The 23,074-nt window shown below is 41.0% G+C and carries 15 protein-coding genes and 1 pseudogene; 12 read left to right on the top strand and 4 right to left on the bottom strand.

Annotated features, from left to right (window positions below):
- Nucleotides 1-254, top strand: a 254-nt coding sequence (locus tag ACM0OZ_RS17150; protein WP_414584022.1) for a zinc ribbon domain-containing protein, incomplete at its 5' end; no start/stop codon positions are given.
- A 245-nt stretch (nucleotides 255-499) separates the two neighbouring features.
- Here ACM0OZ_RS17150 and ACM0OZ_RS17145 read toward each other — a convergent pair.
- Nucleotides 500-1,882, bottom strand: a complete 1,383-nt coding sequence (locus ACM0OZ_RS17145) for an AAA-like domain-containing protein (protein ID WP_414584021.1) — start codon at nucleotides 1,880-1,882, stop codon at nucleotides 500-502.
- A 1,089-nt stretch (nucleotides 1,883-2,971) separates the two neighbouring features.
- On the opposite strand from ACM0OZ_RS17145, the gene ACM0OZ_RS17140 reads away from it, so the two are divergent.
- From ACM0OZ_RS17140 to ACM0OZ_RS17115, 6 genes are all read left to right on the top strand, one after another.
- Nucleotides 2,972-5,278: a TOMM precursor leader peptide-binding protein gene (locus ACM0OZ_RS17140; protein ID WP_414584020.1), complete on the top strand. Its 2,307-nt coding sequence runs from the start codon at nucleotides 2,972-2,974 to the stop codon at nucleotides 5,276-5,278.
- 722 nt (nucleotides 5,279-6,000) lie between these two features.
- Nucleotides 6,001-7,623 (top strand): flavin monoamine oxidase family protein, encoded by a 1,623-nt coding sequence (locus ACM0OZ_RS17135; RefSeq protein ID WP_414584019.1) that lies wholly within the window; start codon nucleotides 6,001-6,003, stop codon nucleotides 7,621-7,623.
- A gap of 673 nt (nucleotides 7,624-8,296) precedes the next feature.
- On the top strand, nucleotides 8,297-8,479 hold the full coding sequence (locus tag ACM0OZ_RS17130) for a hypothetical protein (protein WP_414584018.1): 183 nt from the start codon (nucleotides 8,297-8,299) through the stop codon (nucleotides 8,477-8,479).
- Between the two features lie 144 nt (nucleotides 8,480-8,623).
- Nucleotides 8,624-9,712 (top strand): amidohydrolase family protein, encoded by a 1,089-nt coding sequence (locus tag ACM0OZ_RS17125; protein ID WP_414584017.1) that lies wholly within the window; start codon nucleotides 8,624-8,626, stop codon nucleotides 9,710-9,712.
- A gap of 28 nt (nucleotides 9,713-9,740) precedes the next feature.
- Entirely contained in the window at nucleotides 9,741-10,802 is a 1,062-nt protein-coding gene (locus ACM0OZ_RS17120) for a hypothetical protein (protein ID WP_414584016.1), read from the top strand.
- A 103-nt stretch (nucleotides 10,803-10,905) separates the two neighbouring features.
- Nucleotides 10,906-16,725 carry an AAA family ATPase gene (locus ACM0OZ_RS17115; RefSeq protein ID WP_414584031.1) on the top strand — a complete coding sequence of 1,940 codons (5,820 nt, stop codon included), beginning with the start codon at nucleotides 10,906-10,908 and terminating at the stop codon, nucleotides 16,723-16,725.
- A gap of 224 nt (nucleotides 16,726-16,949) precedes the next feature.
- Here the strand turns inward: ACM0OZ_RS17115 and ACM0OZ_RS17110 are convergent, their stop codons facing one another.
- On the bottom strand, nucleotides 16,950-17,132 hold the full coding sequence (locus ACM0OZ_RS17110) for a hypothetical protein (RefSeq protein WP_414584015.1): 183 nt from the start codon (nucleotides 17,130-17,132) through the stop codon (nucleotides 16,950-16,952).
- Here ACM0OZ_RS17110 and ACM0OZ_RS17105 point away from each other — a divergent pair.
- From ACM0OZ_RS17105 to ACM0OZ_RS17090, 4 genes and pseudogenes are all read left to right on the top strand, one after another.
- A pseudogene (locus ACM0OZ_RS17105) lies at nucleotides 17,111-17,311 on the top strand (alpha/beta fold hydrolase); the annotation flags it as partial. The gene ACM0OZ_RS17110 and the pseudogene ACM0OZ_RS17105 overlap by 22 nt on opposite strands.
- Before the next feature lie 746 nt (nucleotides 17,312-18,057).
- The gene (locus tag ACM0OZ_RS17100) at nucleotides 18,058-18,285 is read left to right on the top strand and encodes a hypothetical protein (protein ID WP_414584014.1); all 228 of its coding nucleotides are present in this window, start codon (nucleotides 18,058-18,060) and stop codon (nucleotides 18,283-18,285) included.
- 205 nt (nucleotides 18,286-18,490) lie between these two features.
- On the top strand, nucleotides 18,491-19,771 hold the full coding sequence (locus tag ACM0OZ_RS17095) for an acetyltransferase (RefSeq protein WP_414584013.1): 1,281 nt from the start codon (nucleotides 18,491-18,493) through the stop codon (nucleotides 19,769-19,771).
- An 18-nt stretch (nucleotides 19,772-19,789) separates the two neighbouring features.
- On the top strand, nucleotides 19,790-20,344 hold the full coding sequence (locus tag ACM0OZ_RS17090; protein WP_414584012.1) for a hypothetical protein: 555 nt from the start codon (nucleotides 19,790-19,792) through the stop codon (nucleotides 20,342-20,344).
- Nucleotides 20,345-20,622: 278 nt separating this feature from the next.
- On the opposite strand, the gene purN is transcribed toward ACM0OZ_RS17090, so the two are convergent.
- Nucleotides 20,623-21,315, bottom strand: a complete 693-nt coding sequence (gene purN / locus ACM0OZ_RS17085) for a phosphoribosylglycinamide formyltransferase (protein ID WP_414584011.1) — start codon at nucleotides 21,313-21,315, stop codon at nucleotides 20,623-20,625.
- Nucleotides 21,316-21,340: 25 nt separating this feature from the next.
- Between purN and ACM0OZ_RS17080 the strand changes: the two genes are divergently transcribed.
- Complete coding sequence (locus ACM0OZ_RS17080; RefSeq protein ID WP_414584010.1) at nucleotides 21,341-22,228, top strand: carbohydrate ABC transporter permease; 888 nt, start codon at nucleotides 21,341-21,343, stop codon at nucleotides 22,226-22,228.
- 50 nt (nucleotides 22,229-22,278) lie between these two features.
- On the opposite strand, the gene ACM0OZ_RS17075 is transcribed toward ACM0OZ_RS17080, so the two are convergent.
- Nucleotides 22,279-22,983, bottom strand: coding sequence for a bacteriorhodopsin (locus tag ACM0OZ_RS17075; RefSeq protein ID WP_414584009.1), 705 nt, complete (start codon nucleotides 22,981-22,983; stop codon nucleotides 22,279-22,281).
- Between the last annotated feature and the right edge of the window lie 91 nt (nucleotides 22,984-23,074).

Here is a 23,074-nt window from a genome sequence, read left to right as displayed (position 1 = left end):
CTCCCCGTGAAGAAAGAAGTAAATGTCTAGACTTGTCTAGCTTTTATATAGCAGAGACGGTCAAGAAAGGATTGTCTACAAGAACTCACAAGTGTCCACATTGTGGAACAGTATTGCAACGTGATGTAAATGCAGCTATCAATATTTTGTGTAAAGCAAAGTCTACCGCTGGGCAAGCGGGAAGTAACGCTTGGGGAGATGTTTCCTCTACTTCTATTGGTCGCAAGACCTGTAAAGGCAAGAAACGTCAATGAGCCAAGAATCCCCCGGCTTTTTGCATGAATGGAGCGGAGCGAAATTCATGCAGCCGTGGGGAGTGTCAAACATCTAAAGACGCTCTCCACTCATTGATGGAAGTTGTGGTACTTTTTGCCACATCCTCTCCCATGAGAAGCAGAAATCATCTACGTCACAAAAAATCTGTGTTACATCCAACCGAGATACAATAGTTTCCATTGCTGAGACATTATAGCTGTATATTTTATTTCGTGGAAGTCCTTTACAAGAAATATGGTGTATAAATTAAATGTTGCTGCTCCTTTTTCGTAAAAAATCGCCGATACAATTCACAACCTGCGATCGCTTGAGCTCCAGAGAGTTTAATCAGCCCCATACTGCTTAACTTGTAAGTTAGGATGGGATCTAAGGGAACAGCTTCACTGGCATTCAGAACGGTATCAAAAGCTTGTGCTAACTCAGGCTGTTTTTGCAAGGTTGCCCAGTGACGCTGCAAATGATGAAAATAAATTCCGCTAGCAGTGGGAGCAGTTTCTAGCAGTTGCGACAGAGTTATCTCCTTTCGACCCAGATGATAGAGTGCTAAGTGTACTAGTGCCGGATGTCCCCCGACCATTGCCATTAATTGTCTGGCTCCTTCCCCATCTGTCCAATTGAGTCCATAGCGTTGGGCTAACTGCTGCACCTCTTCTTGACTAAAGCTGTCTAACTGAATCGGTAACCCTACATTGAAAGGAGACTGATGAAGTTCCAGAGGAACATAAATATCTGTTGAGTGAACCACGAGCAGACGAAGCTTTTGCCAAATGGGCAGTCTTTTCGCTTCTTCGTACCAAGAACGCAACAGAGGTAGAAAATCCTTCGCTACTTGGGGATGCTCGAAAATATAGTTCACTTCATCCAACGCCAAGATTAGGGGAGTATTAATTGACTCTAGTAGATATTCTTGCAAGTAGAGGGTGCAGCTAATTTTACTTCCCAAATCTTCATCCCAATACTCGTCTAACATCGGTTGACGCTGAAGCTGGCGAGCGATATTGGCACACAACCAGCGCAAAAGTTGATTCAAGTCGCTCAGAATTGCCCGATCAACTTGTTCTAAATTCAAGCTGATAGTGTAGTAGCCCTGGCGGTTCGCATAGTCAAGAATCCTCAGCAGCAGTGAAGTTTTGCCCATTTCTCTAGGAGCTTTAATCCTGATTAGCCCTCCTGGTTTCCCAATTTCTTGATAAACTTGCTCCTCAAGGCAACAACGTTCGAGGTAAAAGGGAGAGTCAAGAGGAACTGAGCCACTGGGGTAGCAAGGTGACGTATTCTGGTTATCTGTGGGGGGAAATCGCGTCAGGTCTTGTCTCAAAGGTTTTGTTTTTGGGGCCGCTTTGGTGATGGCATAAGACTCTAGCAGCACCCGACAGTTTTTTTTGGTCACACGCTGACCAATGACCTCGGAGAGCCGCCCAAACAACTCTGGGGCAACGACATTGGTAAAGTAGCCGGGACTATAACCTGCTTCTATCGCCATTTGGTTATAAGTTCTACACTGCCAAATGCCATGCAGAATCAGGTTTTCTGTGGAGTTAAGGGGGCGATTGTGGTTCTCAATTAGCAGGCGGTCAACAATCTCAAACAGACAATCAAGGTTCATAGAGATTACAGGCAAATGTCACGTTTGATAAGACAGAAGGCAAACGGCTGCTATGCTGTTAGCGCAGCGGGGCGCTCTTAGCGCACAGGAAGTAAAGGAAGAAGTTTTTTAACGCTCTACCATCACGAGCAAATTAGCGCTCGTGGACAGCTTCCATCACTTTGCTAAAGAAAAATTAAGTCCAATTTTCTAACTTTAGATGTGCCCAGGGGTAGAGAGTTTATTTTCTAAGTAAATAGTTGAAATCAGGATTTTTGGAAAAGCCTTGTACTACAAGATTATTTTCTCATGAGAGTGATAAAATCCTGTGAAGTAGTTAATCAAAATTAATTACACAAAATTAGATTTGAAACCCTTTTGTAGTTTCAGTAGACTGAAAATGAATGCGATTGCATGATTGCACTGCGCTCAGGGCAAACGCATCTTGTCAACAAGAGCCTCTAAATGTCAATCAACCCCAAAATAATTGCATTAATGCCCGCTTATTGACAAGATTTTAAGCGATCGGTTAACCCCTGAAAAACCAATCAAACAATAAATTCTTATTCTCCCGTTGACACACAAATTAAGTTTTTTTGTCAAGAGTAATTAAGATGCGTTTGCCCTGCAAGATAGGGTTGTTGTTCAAATTGGGAATTTTAGTATTCCGTTTTTAGCGATACGCCAAGGCGCGTCTGCGTTCCGCGCGCTCGCATGATTGCGGGCACAGAGTGCCATCGCTAAAAAGTAACCCAAATCACAATATTTGGCTTTTGTCAAAATATATTACTGGATTGGCATTAAGCGCATGAATTTTTGTAAAATTCATAACTTGTCAAAACGAGAAAAATGTTTTTAAGCTGTGAGGATTATTGAATTAATTAGTACAGCAAATCCCCCAGTTTTTACTGAAAATAAAACATTGCCCGAAGTAGTGAACTGCTTAACAGAGCACATTTTTTGTCAATATTTAGAGGGTTGCTCCTTACCCCGAATTATTAACGGGATACTTTGGAAACAATACATAATTGACAACTATTTAAGCCTTAACTGAAGCGTATTGCGCTAGAATCCCACTGGGATTAGTAAACAAACAACTAATAACGATCAATGCAACCTAAACCCCAATTCAATCCTTGTTACTCTGTTGAAACTATAGAAACAGACAATGTATTTTTGTTATCCGAGAGAGAAAAAGTCTGGTTAAGCGATCGCCTTTCTTGTAGTTTAGCTACTTTAATCGATAGCAATCGCAATATTGACGAAATTATTGACATTATTCAACAGTCACTACTGCAAGACCCAAAATCTTTACACTCAGCTACCACCTTCTTCCAAGAAGTTCTCAATGTAAGTATTAAAGTCCAATATGCTTTATTACAAATGCAACAAAAGGGCTATCTTGTTCAAGAAGATAACTCTCTCCCATCGCACTTAAGTATCTTCTGCCATCATCTTAATATTGCTCCCACAGTAGCCCATCAAAGATTGCGAGCAACTAAAGTAGCAGTAAAAGCTAATGGTTCAGTTTCTGCTAAGGACTTGATTACTGTGCTTGAGTCTCTCCAAATTCAAGTAGCAGACGAAGGTGATTTGACAGTAGTTTTAACTGATGATTATCTCAATGTTGAGCTAGATAAGTTTAATCAACAAGCCTTAAAATCCCAATCTCCCTGGATGCTGGTTAAGCCATTAGGGACAATAGTCTGGATTGGCCCTTTATTTAATCCTCAGAAAACAGGTTGTTGGAACTGTTTAGCCCAGCGTTTGCAAGATAATAGACCGATTGAAGGGTTTATTCAGAGACAAAAGCATATTTCTTCCCCTTTAACTCCTCCTTTGGGATTTTTGCCATCTACAGTACAAACTGCTTTAGGAATGGTAGCCACAGAGGTGTTTAAGTGGATTGTCCAAGGGGAAAATAAACAATTAGAAAGTAATTTGATTGCTTACGATGCGATCGCACTGCAAACTCAAAATCATAGCTTCGTTAAGCGTCCTCAATGTTCTAGCTGTGGAGAGATGGTAAATGGGTTAACTAAAAACCCCCTACCTGTTGTTTTAGAACACCGCCAGAAAACCTTTACCGCCGATGGAGGACATCGTTCTTGTTCGCCACAAGAAACTCTCAGGAAATATCAACATCTTATTAGCCCCATTACTGGCGTTGTGCGGGAACTCAATAAAATTCCTGGGAATGGATTAACTCATAATTACATTGCCAAACATCATTTTCTCAGTATTTTCGACGACTCAGCTAGTTTGCGGCAAAATTTGGGTGGTAGAAGTGCAGGTAAAGGTAGAACTGACTCTCAAGCTATGGCTAGCGGTTTCTGTGAAGCGATCGAGCGATATTCTGGGGTGTTTCAAGGGGATGAAATTAGAGAAAAAGGCAGTTACCAACAAATGGGAGATAAGGCGATCCATCCCAATGCTTGTATGAACTTCAGCCAACAGCAATATCACAATAGAGAGCAATGGAATGTTGAGTGTCAAGGCTGGTTTCAAAAAGTCCCTGAACCTTTTGATGAAGAAAGAGAAATTGACTGGACTCCCGTTTGGTCTTTAACCCATCAAGAATTTAAGTATCTGCCAACGGCTTACTGTTATTATGGCTATCAACCGTCCTATAAACCCGACTGTTGGGCTGATTCTAATGGATGTGCGGCAGGTAATACTCTTGAAGAAGCGATTTTGCAAGGGTTTATGGAGTTAGTAGAGCGGGATGCTGTCGCGTTATGGTGGTATAACTCCCTGCAAAAGCCTCAAGTGGATTTAGATAGTTTCGACGAGCCTTATTTTCAAAGCCTGAAGCAATATTATCAAACTATTAATCGGGAACTTTGGGTTTTAGATATTACCAGTGATCTGAATATTCCAGTTTTTGCAGCCATTAGTCGGAGGAGCGATCGCTCTTTTGAAGATATTGTTTTGGGTTATGGCGCTCATTTCGATGCCAAGATTGCTATTAGTCGAGCCTTGACTGAAGTTAACCAAATTTTACCTAACGTTTTATTTACAAAAGCTGATGGAAGTACTCAATATCCTCCATCAGCCGATCGCTTGGCGGTAGATTGGTGGAAAACCGCAACCTTAGCCAATCAACCTTATCTAGTTCCAGACAAGAGAATTGCTGCAAAAGTCAGTGGCGATTATCGCGAAATTGCAAGTGACGATTTACTCGAAGATGTCAAGCTGTGTCAACAAATCGTTGAGAACAATGGTTTAGAAATGCTGGTTTTAGATCAGACTCGTCCTGATATTGGACTTCACGTTGCCAAGGTTATCGTTCCTGGAATGCGCCATATGTGGAAAAGGTTAGCGCCTGGACGGCTTTATGAGGTTCCAGTGAAAATGGGTTGGTTGTCAGAGCCGCTGACAGAAGAGCGACTCAATTCTTTTCCGATGTGGATGTAAGTTTCTCTCTAGTTTATGATGTTATTTTTCCTGAGTTTTTCTATGAGTTCTAAGATGAGTTTTATGAGTTTCACAGACTAAGAGAAAAACTAATATCAAAGGTAGTTCACTGCGATTGAAGCTCACATTCCGCACCCTCAAGTGTCACAACCTGAAGGAAAGAATAAAAGCCTCAAGTCAGTAAACTAGGACTTACGCACTGTACAAAAAGACTGGATTATTCATAACGTGCGCGATCGCGTGGAAACATTGTCTGTATCTGCGGATCAATTGTACTGCGGCGGCAAAATGCTTGATATCTACAAATCCACGTTCATCTTCCGCAGCGTGCATAAGTTGATTTCACTTACACCTAGATAAGAAGTAGAAGGAGGGCTTATGTCCTCACAAGGTAATAACCCCGACTTTCTTGAGGTGATTTATGCCTACTATGGTGATGCTCACATAATCAAAATTTTGTCAATGCGTAAGTTCTATAAGAGAAAAACTAATATTAAAGCTCATATCTTGCACTAAGAAAAATTGATATGGTTTTTACACACAGTACTAATCCTAAAATCCTTATTCTACTGATAAAAGCCAAGAAAAACGCTCTCCGCTTTATTGCGCTGCTTTTGACTAAACCCAGGATTATACGGATAGGTGCAAGATCTGAGTAAAGCTAGTTCTGGCTTGAAAATTGTTTAAGTCCCGTTAAAAAATTAGCCATTAGGAGGTCAAAAATGTCAAGTATAAATCAACCCTGGACGACTGTTGAGAGCATACTTAAAGAGATCAACAATGTCGATAATGGTAAGGAGCGTCAAAAGATTGGGATTCTCGGAGCCGGAATGGCTGGTCTAGCAGCAGCTTATGAATTAAAGAAGCGGGGTCATCAAGTGGAAATTTTGGAAGGCTCAGATCGAGTTGGAGGTCGAGTCTGGACACACCACTTCGATAACGGTCAATACGGCGAATATGGTGCTATGCGTATCCCAGGCAAGCACGACTATACCCGCCATTACATTAAAGAAACGAACCTTGAACTAGGTCGCTTCATCACTTCCAATCCTAAGGGTTTCTATGATATTCGGGGCATTATCACCCGCATCTTTGAAGCGATCAACAACCTCTATCCTCAATACAAAAACCTCCGTCCAAGCGACCTAGCGCTAGCCAGTGAAATTGGTGAAAATGGCTACCCAAAGGGAGTAGGTGCCATTTTAGATAATCTTTTTAGCCCGATTCTGGAAGACCTTTCGCAAGAGGATAAGCTAGCCCTTTACAGTGGTCAACTGACTGACAAGCTGAAAAAACTCGATGCCGAAACTGTGCGCCACTTTCTCCATAAGGAGCGTCCTGAGCCTGACGGAGCGATGGAGCTGATTGGCTCTCTGACTTCCTTGGAAAACCTGTGGCAAGGCAGTCTCCTTGACGAGCTTCGATCAACGATTGCGGGTCACAGCAGCGGCTTGCAAGAGATTATCGGTGGCATGGATAGACTCCCCAATTGCCTCGCTGACAAGCAAATAGACACGAGGGGAACTGTTCGGGAGGATATCCAGTTTAGAACTGAAGTACGGGGCATCACCACCCAAGAAAACGAGGTGGAACTCACAGCAGGTGAACAGCCGCTCCAGAGACACTACGACTACGTCCTTTGCACGATTCCCTTCTCAGTTCTCCGCCGTCTGGAGTTGAATGGCTTTAGTGCTGAAAAAATGCTTGCTATCCGCAACATTACTTATGCGTCCTCTACTAAGGTGCTGCTGTACTGCCAAGAGCGATTCTGGGAAGACGAAAAGTACGACATTGTTGGCGGTGCGTCTATCTCCGATCGCATTAGCCGCCAGACCTACTATCCCTCTAACCACGTCGAGGACTACCGCAAACCATGGCCAGAGCAACAGGAGGGTCGAGAATTTCAACCCGTGGCTCTACATGCAGCTTACTCTGATGCATTCTGCAAGCGAGACGAGGGGACTTCTGCCAAACAACCGGGGGTACTTTTGGGCAGTTATACCTGGGGTATGAGCGCGCGTCGGCTGGGTGTGTTGAGTCAGAAAGAGCGGGCTCAGACGGTCATAAATTCTATCAGCAAATTCCATGAGGAGATTACTAAACCAGGGCAAGTCATAGGTAACGCCTCCATGTTCTGGGATCAGAACAAGTGGAGTACTGGAGCCTTTACCCATTTCGATTCCTCAGATATTGATTGGTACTATCAAGCTGGACTCAAACCTGAGGGGCGGCTACACTTCGCGGGAGAACATCTGTCGCCTGCTCCAGGCTGGATTCAAGGAGCCTTAATATCCTCTCTGAGGGCTGTGCTAGAGATGGTCAAAAGTTTTCCAACTGCCTACTGATTTTCAAGATTAAGTAGATACGTAAAAATTCGTTGATCCGAATTCAAATTTTATTGACCGATCTAAAAAAGTGCTGGAGGGATTTTTCTGTATGGACGCAAAACTAAACAAGGCTGTCGAAATTTAACGCTTTTCTAAGTGAGTATAGCCAACGTCTATCAGCCTGACAACCTCACTTGCAGTCAAAGTTCGCCGCATACGACTTTTGTCAAAGGGGGAAGTTCACGATAAAAGTTTTAACCGGATGTTTTTCTACCTTTAACTCGTCTAACACCCGGTTAAGTTAAATTTTAGGCGATTTATGCAAATTTCAGCACTTTTCATTTCTTTTCCGATGTGGATGTGAGGTTCTCCCTACTTAGTGATGTTATTTTTCATGAGTTTTTCTATGAGTTCTGGGATAACTTTTATGAGTTTCAGAGACTGAGAGAAAAACTAATATCAAAGGTAATTCACTGCTTTTGGGATATTCCCAACGCAACCTTTGAATTTTAGCGATCGTCAATGAGTCAGGAAGTAAGAGATTCATGAGGCTATAACTAAAGCAATTGATGTTGCTAGAGTCAAGGCTGACAACGCTTTAAACTCTGGAAAAATTTCTGAATCAAAATGGCAAGAAGCAAAAGATAAATGGGGCAGACTGGAAACAATACAACTTGAGATAAAGGGTATTATGATTGATGAAGAACTTAAAAAAAAGCTTCTCAATAATAATCTTGACAGTCCTCGTTCAAAAATTGAACAAGCTACAAATAGTCTGAACAAGTCTGCTGGAAAAATTGATTATTTTAATAAGTATTTATCAAAAATCAATAATCCTTTAAAAATTGTTGGTAGTACCATCAAGTTTATTTGACCGCTTTTTTGAGAAAAATAAAACTTACGCAACTGACACGAAAAACTGTAGGATGTGTGAAGCTACGAAAAAATTTCAGCGTAGTAATCAAACTTGTAGCGTTACGCACCGACTCCCAATTCCGAGACAGATTAATTACAGATCATGTTAAACGGATATTCGATTATTGATGCGGATTCCCACGTTATTGAACCTCCCAGTATGTGGGCTGAATATCTCGAACCAGAATTTAAACAGTTTGCCCCCTCACCAGACATGAAAATTCAAGGGGTAGACATTGTAAGAAAAGTCTCTAGGCAAGTTCGAGATAAGGCGAATAAGCAGATGATGGAAGCTCATCCTAATGCTTATTTCCAAGGCTACAATGTCGAGTCTCACGTTCAAGAGATGATGCAGATGGGGATTGATCTGGCATTCCTTTACCCAACTTATGGATTGTGGGTTTGGGCGAGCAATACTATGCGAGCGGAAGTTGCTGGCGCTTTTACCCGCGCTTACAACAATTGGTTAAAGGACTTTTGCAGCTACGATCCAGATAGGTTGAAGGGGGTAGGAGCTATTAATCTGCACGCGCCAGAGTCAATGGTGCATGAATTGCATAGAATTGTCGATTTTGGCTGGAAAGCCGTGTTTTTACGCCCAAACCCCGTAAAAGGAAGACTATTGAGCGACTCCGCTTACGAGCCTTTTTGGACAGAATGCGAACAACTAGGCATAGCAGTAGGCATTCACGAAGGGACTCACAGTCGTTTGCCAACTACTGGAACAGGAAGATTTAACACTCGTTTTGCTACCCACGCTTGCTCTCATCCGATGGAACAGATGATGGCTTTATTAGCCTTGATTGAAGGAGGGGTATTAGAACGTCATCCAAAACTTAAAGTGGCTTTTCTGGAGTCCGGTTGTGGCTGGCTTCCCTATTGGCTGTGGCGACTAGATGAAGAATACGAAAATTTACATTGGGAGGATAAAATTAATGATAATGTCAAAATCAAGCCCTCTGAGTATTTTCGTCGCCAGTGTTTTATTGCCATAGAGCCTTCAGAACCATTACTGGCTCAGGCGATCAAATATATTGGCACGGACAACTTAATTTTTGGTTCGGACTATCCCCATATGGATCACAAGCCGAACATCGTTGCAGAAATGGTAAAGCTTGAGGAAAAATTATCGAAAGAAACTGTGCAAAAGATTCTTTGGGATAATCCTCGCCGTTTTTACAATTTGTTTTGAATTACAAATCATATAGGAGGAAAGGACAATGGCGGCATCAGATCCAGTTTTGCCAAATATGGTGTTTAAGGACAATACCTATTACCAGGTTCTGTATGTAGAACCTTCTCAAGAAAAAAACGAGAGAATAACTACAAGCATATTGGCGAAAACAAGAGTTAATGAATCTAATAATGGTCAAACGTCTAATAACACTCACCCACAGAGTTTCAATCAGTTTGAACTCGATGAAGAAACAATAAACAACTTAGAAAATTATCCTAGACGAAAGGAAGATCCAAAAAACCAACTATCTTCATATTTACCCTCGTCAGGAGTCGTTTTTCCCCAAGGTTTTATCGACTCATTATCCAAAGAACATCAACAAACTGAGCTAGGTAATTTTTATAGCCCAATGCGATTTTTACTACATAATCGCAAAATATCTCAGTTGATTGCTAAAACTTGGTGGTCTTATTTGAAAGTTAAAAACACTGACTTGTGGGATAAATTTACTACTGGTGAGTGGGATGCTATTGACTCTGATATTTTAGATGGTCTCATCGCTAGAGAAATTTTCCTTTATGGTGGAGGAGATGCTCCTGACAACCCCGATCCTGACGATCCTAGTATTTACTCGCCTTTAAAGCCTAAAGAAAGACCTCCAGAACAAGCAAGATTTCTGATTTTGCCTAGCAGCAGAGCTTGGCAAGGAATTTCTTTATCTCTCTTATTAGCTGGGCAAGCCTATTATAAAAGAGGAGATAAATACCACCAAATTTCCCAACCTATTTTAAGCACAGGTGAAATCACTATTCAGTATAGTTTAGAAGTAGATTGGAATAGGTTTCATGGTGACATCAAAGAGATTATTATTAGCCAGGAAAAACCTTGGGTAGGTTATCAGGTTGCTATTCCCTATCCAAGCATACCTGCTGATGCCGATAAAAAGGAGATTCAAGACTGGGCATATGCAAAAGAAGAATATTCAGAAGAAGACCCAGAAGATACACGTCATTTTCCCTTTTATAAAAAGGAAAATGGCAAATATTTAATAGATGTGGACTATTTTAGGTCTCCCTATCCCTATATTCCACTCAGTTCCAGCTAATTAAAAATGTAGCTTAAAATTTATGCACAATGATAAAATCCTGGAAAGCCTGTAAAAAAATTCCAGGACTTTATCAAACTTCCTATGAATCGGCAGTCAGACAATATTCAAACAGACTACCAGATTATTAAAAAAAATCTATGAAAGTGCTAATTCATTAGTCTACCGAGCCATTCTCAAGCCCGATAATCAACCAGTTATTTTAAAGATTCTTAAAGAAAACTACCCTACTCCCTCAGAATTGACTCGATACAAGCAGGAATATGAAGTTACCCGCTCCTTAAATACGGATGGAGTGATTAAAGCCTATGATTTGCAGCGATATGAAAATAGTCTAGTTATGTTTTTAGAAGACTTTGGCGGTGAATCATTAAAATTGTTAATGTGTAATCGCCAATTTACTCTCAAAGAATTTCTCTCTATTGCCATCAAAACTACTGAGAGTTTGGGGGCTATTCACGCTGCTAATATCATCCACAAAGATATTAACCCCTCTAATATCGTTTATAACCCAGAAACTGAACAACTCAAAATCATTGACTTCGGCATTTCCACTCGTTTATCGTGGGAAAATCAGACAGTTGGCAATATTGAGCGCCTAGAAGGAACTTTAGCTTATATTGCTCCAGAGCAAACTGGAAGAATGAACCGAGGGATAGATTACCGCAGCGATTTTTATTCCTTGGGTATTACTTTCTACGAACTGCTGACTAATCAACTACCTTTTGCAACTACTGACCCTATAGAATTAGTTCATTGTCATATTGCTCAACAACTTGTTCCCCCACATGAACTTGTAGAAACGTTAAATTCAACGTCTCAACCAATACCTAAAGCCGTTTCAGACATTGTGATGCAATTGTTGGCAAAAACCCCAGAAGAACGGTACCAAAGTGCTTGGGGAATCAAAGCCGACTTGGAAACCTGTCGCGATCGCTTAGAGAGTCTTGGGCAAATTGACGAATTTTGTTTAGCAATTCAGGATATTTGCGATCGCTTTGTCATTCCTGAAAAACTTTATGGTAGAGAAGAAGAAGTTACGCAACTATTAACTACTTTTGAGCGAGTCACTCAAGGCAGCAGTGAGATTATGTTGGTTTCTGGTTATTCAGGAATTGGCAAATCTGCTTTGGTTAATGAAGTTCATAAACCAATATTACGCCAGCGAGGGTACTTTATTAGCGGAAAATTCGATCAGTTGCAGCGAGATATTCCTTATGCGGCGATCGCTTTAGCCTTTCAAGACTTAATACGACAGTTATTTACCGAATCTGAAGCAGCACTACAAACTTGGAAACGAGAACTTTTAGCAGCCTTGAATCCTAATGCTCAGGTTATCATCGATGTTATTCCTGAAGTGGAACAGATTATCGGTAAACAGCAGCCAGTCGAGCAATTAGGAGCAATTGAGGCTCAAAATCGATTTCATTTATTTTTTCAAAGATTTATTACTGTTTTCGCTCAAAAAGAACACCCCTTAGTTATCTTCCTCGACGATCTACAGTGGGCAGATTTAGCATCTCTGAAGTTGATTGAGCTATTAATAACCGATGCTGACAGCCAACATCTATTGATAATCGGAGCTTACCGAGATAATGAAGTTGATGCTACTCATCCTTTGATGCAAACCTTAGAGCAAATCAGAAAAGAAGGTGCTAGCGTCAATAAAATCTCGCTGCAACCATTAGGAATCAAATATATCAATCAATTAATTGCCGATACTTTAAACTGCTCAATAGAAAAGTCAAAAACTCTAGCAGAGTTAGTAACCAATAAAACTCAAGGAAACCCTTTTTTCTCAACTCAATTACTCCAATTTTTGTACCAAGAAAATCTTTTGTCCTTTGACCATAATAAAAATATTTGGCACTGGAATATTGAGGAAATTAAAAGAGTAGGAATCACTGATAATGTAGTTGAATTAACTATCTGCAAGATTAACAAACTGGATGAAAAAACTCAGAATATTTTGAAATTAGCTGCTTGTATTGGCAATCAATTTAATTTAGAAGTCCTCTCCGTTGTCAATAATCAATCTCAAATAATTACAGCAAGAGAACTTCAGCCAGCACTAGAGGAAGGTTTGATTTTACCCCTGAGTAATGACTATAAAATAGCTCTACTTTGGGATCAGGAAGAAATATCAAGGGATACTTCAGAAATATCCGATGCCTTTATTCCTAAAATTCCCGAATATATCCCCTATAAATTTTTGCATGACCGAGTTCAGCAAGCTGCCTATGCTTTGATTCCAGAAGCAGAGAAAAAAGCAGTTCATCTGCAAGTAGGTCGTCTCCTACTGAAAAATACAAAAGATAATGAATTGGAAGAAAATATTTTTGATATTGTCAAGCAACTAAACGAAGGTTCTGAATTAATTACTGAGCAATCGGAAACGGATAAGTTAGCAAGATTAAATCTTCGAGCAGGCAAAAAAGCGAAAGCATCAACAGCTTATCAACCAGCCCTGAAATATTTAGAAACTGGGTTAGGATTTTTAGCATCAAATAGCTGGAAGAAACATTATAAATTAACTTTAGAACTCCATGTAGAAACTTTAGAAGGACTTTATTTAAACACAAAGTATGCTCAAGTGGAAGAGCTAGCTGTAAAGGTTTTGCAAGAAACTCAGAATAATTTAGATCGAGTTAAAGTATACGAAGCCCTATTGCTTGTCTACTATGCAATTTTTGAGCCACAAAAAGCAATAGATACTGCCTTAGAATATTTAGCAGAACTAGGCGTATGTATCTCTCAAAAAGACAATGGGAGCAAATTAGAAAATAGAATTATACAAGAACAAAAATATTTAAAATTGCTATTGGAAGGAAAAGAAATTGAAGATTTAGTTAATATTCCTACAATGGTCGCTCCAGATAAACTAGTAGCTCTACAAATATTGCAGCATATTTTTGCTGCTACTACTACTACAAAATTTGCATTACATATTGAGATAATTTTTGTGCAACTTCATCTCTTGATTAAATATGGAAATGCACCACAAGCTGCGGCTGTCTACAGCTTTTATGGAGCATTAATGTGTGGAGTAATGAGGGATATTAATTCTGGATATCAATTTGGTAAACTTGCTATTAACTTGCAGCAAAAATCTAAGGTTATGAGATTAGAAGCCTTAATATTTCACTTATATTATGGCTGTATATTTCATTGGAAAGAGTTTCTTAGAAATAAAGAGGCGCAGGAACAATTACTGAAAGGTTATCAAACAGGTTTAGATACAGGAAATAATGAATATGCTGGTTATGCAATTATAAGCTTTTGTTTAATAATTTTTTTTGGAGGCTTTAATTTAAGAGAAGTTGAGGAAACTTACATAGTTTATACTAAAAAAATTGAAAAATTGAATATAGAATACAGTATTTTTTACATAAAGATATGCCAAAAAATAATTATAAATTTGATTTCTGAAAAAGAAAATAGTTTTCGGTTGTTTAAGGAATATTCTTGGGAACAAGAAGATGAATATTTAAAGAATTGGATGCAAATAAACAACGGATGGTTGCTCTTCATAGCCCAATTTTGTAAGACAATTTCATGCTATTTTTTTAAAGACTATGCACGGGCTTATGAAAGCGGAATCAATGCGAAAAAATACGTTAAAAGTTGTTCGTACTATTTACCTGCACCACAACACAATTTTTACTCTTCTCTTTCCTTTATCGCTCACTATCATAATTGCGCTATAGACCAGCAAAAAGAAATATTAGAACAAGTAGAAAAAAATCAGCAGGATATGAAAATATGGGCTGGTCATTGCCCCGCGAACTTTCAAAATAAATACGATTTAGTCGAAGCAGAAAAAGCACGAATCTTAGGACAAAATTGGCAAGCTCAAGAACTATATGAAAAAGCAATTAAAGGTGCTAAAAAATCTGATTTTATTCACGAAGAAGCTATAGCTTACGAACGCGCAGCAGAATTTTATCTCTCTCTGGGTAGAGAAGAAATAGGGAAACTATACTTAAGAAATGCCTATCATTGTTATAGTTGCTGGGGTGCAAAAGCCAAAGTTAAAGCCCTAGAATCGGAGTACCCACAGTTTCTAATGGATATAAACGACCGAAAAGAAAACCAAAGCATTAATACAACTGAATCTACTGCTAGTACAAATCCCCAAGCCTTTGATATCGTCACAGTTACTAAAGCATCTCAAGTATTAGCTAGCGAAATTAAACTAGACCAACTGCTGGCTAAGTTAATGAAAACTGTAATTGAAAATGCAGGTGCTGAAAAAGGCTTTCTAATATTGGAAAAAGATCATAAATGGGTAATCGAAGCTGAAGGGACAGTAGATTCTGATGACGTGGCTCTACTGCGATCGCCCGCAAGGGCTCGGCTCCCTTTAGGAGCATCGCTTCCGATTGACTCTGTAGATGGCGATACGCAGACACCTATCCTACCAGTTGCGATCATTAACTATGTTGTCCGTACTCAAGAAAATGTAGTTCTTAGTAACGCTACCGAAGAAGAACAGTTTATCCGCGATCGCTACATCGTCGCCACTCAACCAAAATCGATTCTCTGTACTCCTTTGCTACATCAAAGCAAACTAAGCGGTATTTTATATTTAGAAAACAATTTAACCACAGATGCATTTACCAGCGATCGCATTGAAGTTTTAAGAATTCTTTCTGCTCAAGCTGCTATCTCCATTGAAAATGCCCGTCTCTACGGACAGTTAGAAGATTATAACCGAAATCTAGAGTTGAGAGTAGAAGAGCGCACTCATGAACTTTCACAAACCCTAGAAATTCTCAAAGCCACCCAAGCCGAACTGCTCTTTGAAAACGAGTTACTTAAAAGTGGCGAACAACCCTCTACCTTTGACTATCAAGTGGGAGGAAGTTTGCCGATGGATGCTCCCACTTATGTTGTGCGTTCAGCAGACCGTTATCTCTACAAGGCGTTGAAGCGCGGGGAGTTTTGTTACATTCTCAATCCTCGGCAGATGGGCAAGTCAAGCCTGATGGTACGCATGATACACCATCTCCAGCATGAAGGATTTAGCTGCGGGGCAATTGATCTCACCCGCATTGGTAGCGAAAACGTCACGCCTGACCAATGGTACAAAGGCTTGACAGTAGAGCTATGGCGAAGTTTTGGTTTATTAAGAAAGGTTAATCTAAAAACTTGGTGGCAAGAGCAAGGAGATATTTCTCCGGTTCAGAGATTGAGTCAATTTCTTGAAGAAGTTTTGCTCGTTGAAGTTGCTCAAAATGATGACACTACCCCTAAAAACCTGATAATTTTTATCGATGAAATTGATAACCTTTTGGGCTTGAATTTCCCAGTTAATGACTTTTTTGCTCTGATTCGCTCCTGCTATAATCAGCGTAGTATTAATCCAGAGTATCGATGTTTAACCTTTGCTCTTTTTGGAGTCATTACCCCTAGCGACTTAATTACTGACCACCAAAGAACGCCCTTTAACATCGGTCAGACCATTCAATTGGAAGGCTTTAAAGAGCATGAAGCGCAACCTTTACTTCAGGGATTGACCGAGAAAGTGAGTAATCCTCAAACAGTGCTGAAAGAAGTGTTAGCCTGGACCAATGGTCAGCCTTTTTTGACCCAAAAGCTCTGTAGACTCATCCGCAATTCTTCATCTCCTATCCCTACCAACAGAGAAGCCGAATGGATTGAAAATTTGGTGCGAACTCAGGTAATAGAGAATTGGGAATCACAGGATGAACCAGAGCATTTGAGAACCATCCGCGATCGCCTCCTTAAGAGCAAACAATCCGTTCGGCTACTAGAACTCTATCGACAAATTTTGCATCAAGGAGAGATTGTTGCAGTTGATAGTTCAGAGGAAAGAGAATTGCTTCTGTCGGGGCTAGTAGTCAAGCAACAGGGAACTTTGAGAGTTCAGAACCGTATTTATGAATCGATCTTTGTTTGATTTACTAATATCTTGCACCTCATACCGTATTGTGCTATAATATATAGGCCAATACGGTTCAGTTAAGATTGATGTGTAAAAAATCATGTGTGTAGAGACGCGCCATCCGAGAGTTCTACATTGTGTTGCGGACAAGGGTTTTGGTTTTATCTGAACAATTTCTTTTGGAAGGAAACCTACTCAAAACTGCTCACGGGAACATTTAAAATAGGTAATTTTGATAATCACACTTGCGATCGCTCCTGTTGAATCTCCCAGCCGTATTGAGACAGCGTTGAGCAATGCCTGCGGCGGGCTATGCCTACGCCCCTGATTCTGAGAGGAAAAAATAGCAGCAGGAGCGATCGCATGACCTTAAATTCACTCCTGGTTAGTTGACCAAGGTTGGGGAGTTTTGAAAGTGCCAACGTTGATGATCTGGGGCGAGGAAGATGCAGCTTTGGGTAAAGAGTTGGTTGTTGGTACAGAAAACTATGTAGAAAACTTGACAGTTCGCTACGTGCCTGGTTGTGGTCACTGGGTTCACGAGGAAAAGCCACAGTTAGTGAACCAGTACATACGTGAGTTCTTAGGGTCAGCAGCCTAAGACTTTGTTTAGCAAAAAAATGGGTCTAAAGCCCCGTCCTTCGTTTGACGGCTTTTTCTTTGCCTTTAGCTTTCTAATGAGTTCTCTGAGTACATCGCTTTTTGTTCTGCCGACCGCTTTGCAATAGTCTTCAAGAATCTCAATCTCATAGTCTTCAAGCCAACGCCTCAAAAGCGAAGATTTGCCCCTTTTTTCGATTGGCTGACTCTAGGGATTGTAGATACATTGTTACCTGAACGGGTTCATCGGTGTAATCCCATTGTCAAAGAACCTGTATCCAAGTTTCGCGATGAAATTGCCAAAACACAGAAGTACTGGACGACAAGTTGAACCTCTTTCTTTTCCTCAATAACGCTTTCAGCCTTAACTGAACTGTATTGTATTTTTTGTCTGTTTGTGATATTTCCGGGTTTGATCCCTCCGTATTTGCAATAGCGATCGCTCGTTTTTTCCCCACTCTAGACAGTGATTATGATTATTATTTGAATGTTTTATTTTTTGATAATCTCTTTAGCAACATTTTTATCATCACCATAAATTTTTGTAATAGAAAAAGCTCTAGTATTAAAGCAGCAAGTAAGAATATAATAATTTCTTAATCAGGGTTTGTAGCAATTAGTGCTTCATTAACTTAAAATTTGACGATTATTAGGTCAGGTAAACCGAAAAGTTTAAGCCGCGTTTCCTTTAACTTTTCGCTTTATCCTGCCAAAGAAACTTGGCGAACTATTAGGTATCAACGAATAATGTTTAAACGTCGCACAATACTAGCTGGTCTGACTGTGCTAGCCTTCACGCTGGCTGTGAGTACTAAAGTATATGGACAGTCCACAACTGGGCCAGAAGCTTGGGAGACTGTCTACAATAATGCGGTTGCTGGGGCAACAACAACAATTTCAGTTCCGCTTTTGCAGCCTTTATTATCACTTGTCTTAGACATCTTCTACGAATTGGCAGGTTTTTGGGGCGGTTAATTCTTTGTCTCATACCTAAAAAAAGTCTAAATAGAGGCTGTTGCAGTGTCATTTTTTGGTCATTTCTACGCCTGAGATGGCGTTCCGCCCAGCATAGGTGATCACCTACGGTGGGACGTAACCCATCGCCTAGCTATATCTCTCATTCGTTAACGCAGATTTCCCATAGCCAAATATTCCATAAACCGTGAGGACTCTTCTTTCTATGTTCAAACCTCGCACAATTTTTAGTGCCTTAACTGCGATTATCCTAGCGTTTGTTATCAGCACACAGATATATATACAACCCGCAGTAGCCGCTGGAGGAACGTGTAATCCAACTGCGGCTAACCTACCTATATGCCCAAGTGCAGCACCGGCAGAGTCAGCTAGTTTCATTGACCCAACTGCAACAATCATCAATCCCACAAATATTAGCTTGGGGGAAAATGTTTACGTCGCTCCATTTGCAGAGTTAAACGCTACTGATGGCCCCATTAGCATCGCGGCAGATTCTAACGTCCAAGACCAAGCGAAAATTACAGCTTCCGGAACAGGAGTGCAAGTAGGTGAGCGTGTGATTATGGCACACATGGCCACAATCAAAGGTGCAGCTAAAATCGGTCTTCAAGGCTCAACCGGGCCTTTTACCGACCCAGTTACTAATACTCAGTTCAGCAATACTATTCCAGAGACATTTCTCGCCTTCAACTGTGAAGTAGACGGTGCAACTATAGAAAGAAACTCAGTAGTCAACTTTCTCTCGCGGGTTGGCCCTGGTGTTACCTTACCGGCTGGTAAAGTTGTCTTGCCTGGTAAAAACGTCACAACCAACCTAGAAGCTAGTAGCGGCACCCTTGGAAAGGTTGCAAACCTGACACAAGCCGACGTTAGATTGATGGAAGGTGTCGTTGCAGTCAATGAAGCATTGGCCAAAGGTTACGCAGAATTAGCCAGAGCAGACTTGTCAAATGTAAGAGGGATAAATTACGCTCCCGTCACCTCTTTTAACTCCGGAGGTCTGCCACAGATAGGTGGAAGTCCAACTCGTGATCCGAACTATCGTAACCGCATCATCGGTAATATCGTTCTGCAAGATTCTTTAGCAAACCTCAACAACAAACTAGCTAATAGAATTTCGCTGCGTGGTGATGAGGGTCAACCTCTTAATGTTGGTCAAATTGCTGGGATGGCAAACAATGTTGTCTTTCATGCGTTAGCATCAACTAACTTGACTCTTGGTAATGGAGTTGGTTATGGGCCTCGCGTTCTAGTTCATGGCGGTAGGCAGGTTGTCAATGGTGTTGCTAATGGTCCTGAGACTAGCGTAGGTGATGCTGTAGGGCTAGGTCCGGACTCTATTATATACAGTGCAGTTATCGGCAACAACTCAGCAGTTGGGCAAAAAAGCGCAGTCTTCAACTCTACAGTACCTCCCAGAACGCACATCAGTTCTCGAACAATCTATGTCGACAACGGCAACCTGATTTTACCTGTGGAGTGGTAAGCAACTGACTTTTGCATCATGATGAATCGGAAAATATTGTCGGTGCAATTACAATGCCTACGATTGATTGTGCTGTTCACTTTGATATTCGGACTGATACTAGGTGTTGATGACAGTTCATCTTTAGCCGCACAGAAGGTTGGGCAACCTGGATTTATAGACCCCGTAAATGCTGACATCACCTCCAATCAGCCTCAGGCGGTACAACCTCCAGTCACCGGACTTGTTTCTACATTGTCGGATGAAGTCGAGGAATTACCAGCAGAGTTAATTCGCTGGTCAACTTACTGGCAACTTTGCTGGGAACCATATCCCGAAGCTAAAGAATACGAACTGCAAACGGTGCTTATGCAAGGGAGATCTCCAAAGTTGGAACGTCAAAGCGATCGCTGCTTTCGTATACAAGCTGCATCTAATGAAAACCAAAAATCGCAAGGATTACTCAACCGTGAAGTAATCTTGTTGATGCATAAGATTCAGCTTGGTTATCGAGTGCGAGCTGTCTTAGATGGCAACCGCGTCAGTGAATGGTCTCCAGTAATGGCAGTCGGTGCAACTACTGTGTCTCAATAGAATCGTACTAACCCAAGTTGCGGGTAATGAATGAGCGAATTTTGAATTCAAAATTCGCTCATTCAAAGTATGTATGGCACTTAGTGCCAGGCTGGGCTATCAAAAATCAAGAAACAATTTTGAATTGATTAATTCAGGATGCAAGCCCCTGTATGCGCGACATGGAAAACAAAAAAAAGCGCAGCATCCTTATTTCAAGCCCCTGGCTTTAGCCATGGGGTATTAATTTTGAATTTATAATGCCGTACCTTATGAATTGTTTTGACAGGACACACACTCTAGGATATGGATGTAGATTTTTGCGATTGTGCTGCCAGGGTGATTGGGCAAGGAACAGCGCCACAAGCGGCGATCGCCTGTGGCAAAATCCGATGTTCCTGAACTTGAATCCTAGCGTGGAGTGTTTCTGGTGTATCATCAGGTAGCACTGGCACGGCTGCTTGCATCAAAATCGGACCACTGTCCATTTCTAAACAAACGAGATGCACTGTACAACCAGTAATCTTCACCCCAGAAGCAAGGGCTTCTTCTACAGCATGCCCACCCTTAAAACTGGGTAACAAGCTGGGATGGATATTGATAATCTTGTCAGGAAACGCATCGATAAAAACTGACGTTACCAGTCGCATCCAACCTGCCATAACTACCCATTCCACATCATACTGCCGCAAAGTTTGCACAATTTGCTCATCCAATTCTTCGCGGCTTTTGTAGTCGCGGTGGTTGAGAAGTACAGCAGGGACACCCCACTTTGCTGCCCGTACTGCCGCATAAGCATCTGGATTGTTGTAGATTAAAACTTGAATTTGGGCGTTTAGTTGCCCGTCTTTGATTGCTTGGGCAACAGCCTCAAAATTACTGCCATTCCTAGAAGCCAAAATTCCCAATTTCAAGGGAGATTGTGTCCGAAGTGTGTCAGCACTTATATCGGGAGAAACCAGGCTTGGAGTAGAATCAGGGCGAAGCGTCATAACGGCAGGGAGGATAAATCAGTAGATGCCAAAAATATATACTACTAAGTCGTGGTTAGATAATGATACAGTTGCCGCCTGGATTTTTCTCACTCCCGCAGTGATTTTTCTGGGCATCTTTATCCTTGGTCCTATTGCCTATTTGTTCTTCCTCAGTTTCACCGCTGGTAATTTCACCTCAACAGGGGCTTACTGGGTGGGGCTTAAAAATTATTGGCGCTTGCTTCTTAATCCCGATTTTTGGCAAGTTCTTGGTAACACTTTTTATTTTACAGTTGCCACGGTCATTCCCAGTCTCATTATTCCTTTAGGACTGGCTGTGCTGTTAAACGGTAGCATAGCATTGCGCGAAGCCTTGCGAACCACCTATTTCCTACCTTCAATCATTTCTCTGGTAGCCGCAGGTTTAGGGTTTCGCTGGTTGTTTCAACCAGAAGGACCAGTGAACGCACTATTAAATAGTATTGGCATTTCGTCAATTTCCTGGCTAGGAGACACGTTTTGGGCAATGCCAGTCCTAATTATATTAAGTATTTGGAAGCAATTGGGTTTCAATATGGTGGTGTTCTTGGCAGGGTTACAAGCAATTCCTCCAAGTCGTTACGAAGCGGCGGAACTTGATGGCGCGAATTCTTGGCAACAATTTTGGCACATTACCCTACCCGGATTACGACCCACTTTAATATTTGCCACAGTCACAACTGTGATTTTCACGTTGCGGAGTTTTGAACAAGTTTATGTAATGACTAGTGGAGGTCCTTTGAATTCTACTAATTTACTCGTTTATTACATTTATCAAGAAGCCTTTGGTCAATTTGATTTTGGTTATGCAGCAGCAGCAGCAACTGTACTGTTAGCAATAACGCTGGTGCTAGTGTATTTGCAGTTGCGAACTTGGGGTGAGGAGAGTTAGGAATTATGAATTATGAATCATCAAAAGTTTCATGATCCATAATCTAAAATTCATAATTTATATGATACCTGCTCTTCTCTTGCTGGTTCTTTTGCTTGTTCCAATTTACTCAATGTGTTCAACGATAGAAAACCGAAACCAACTTTAGAGGCAATATCTAGCAGCGTGTAAAACATTGTCTCAGAACCCTGACCGAAACTGCTGAAACCTTCTGGGCTAAGAATCCATACAATTGGATAGAGTGTCCACAGCACGAGATGCACAGTTACTAGCTTGCGAAATGCTTGCTTTGATCTCGGATGTTTGCGTTCAGCTTGAACACGGTACGGCTGCACCAGCAAGTAGATAATTGCTAGGTAAGCAGCGCAACTGACAATATACCAAATGTAGCTCATTGGTTTGGGTGTAACTGTAGCAACGAAGCCAGTCGCCAGCATATAGGCGTTTGCTCCCAATAAGCTACCTGTAATAGGCAGACTTGTTTTTCCTAAAAAAGTTAAATCTAGCAGCAACAGCGGCGTGGAAAAAAACCAAGTCAGAAATCGTACCCAATAAGTTGGACGACCATTGATAATATTAACTCCTAAACCGAATGCCATTGCTAGATAAAGTCCAGCAGCAATCAAACAAATGAAAAAATTTAGTGTATGTAGTATTTGCCAACGCTCATTTTTAGCATTATGTGCGCCGAATCCGAAAAAAACACTTCCTAGTGCCATACTAATGACACCAATCCACAGCCAAGTTTGAGTCATGTAGAGTTTTTAGCTTTTCAGTAATTATTGACTTTTGTAAATATTGCTTGCAATTATCCCAGTATTGCTATTTAAAAAAATGCTTCTAAAT

The sequence above is a fragment of the Scytonema sp. PCC 10023 genome, assembly GCF_963920835.1.
Classification (GTDB): Bacteria; Cyanobacteriota; Cyanobacteriia; order Cyanobacteriales; family Nostocaceae; genus Kalymmatonema.
The sequence above is the reverse complement of the archived record's forward strand: the minus strand, read 5'-3'. Positions and strand labels throughout refer to the sequence as shown.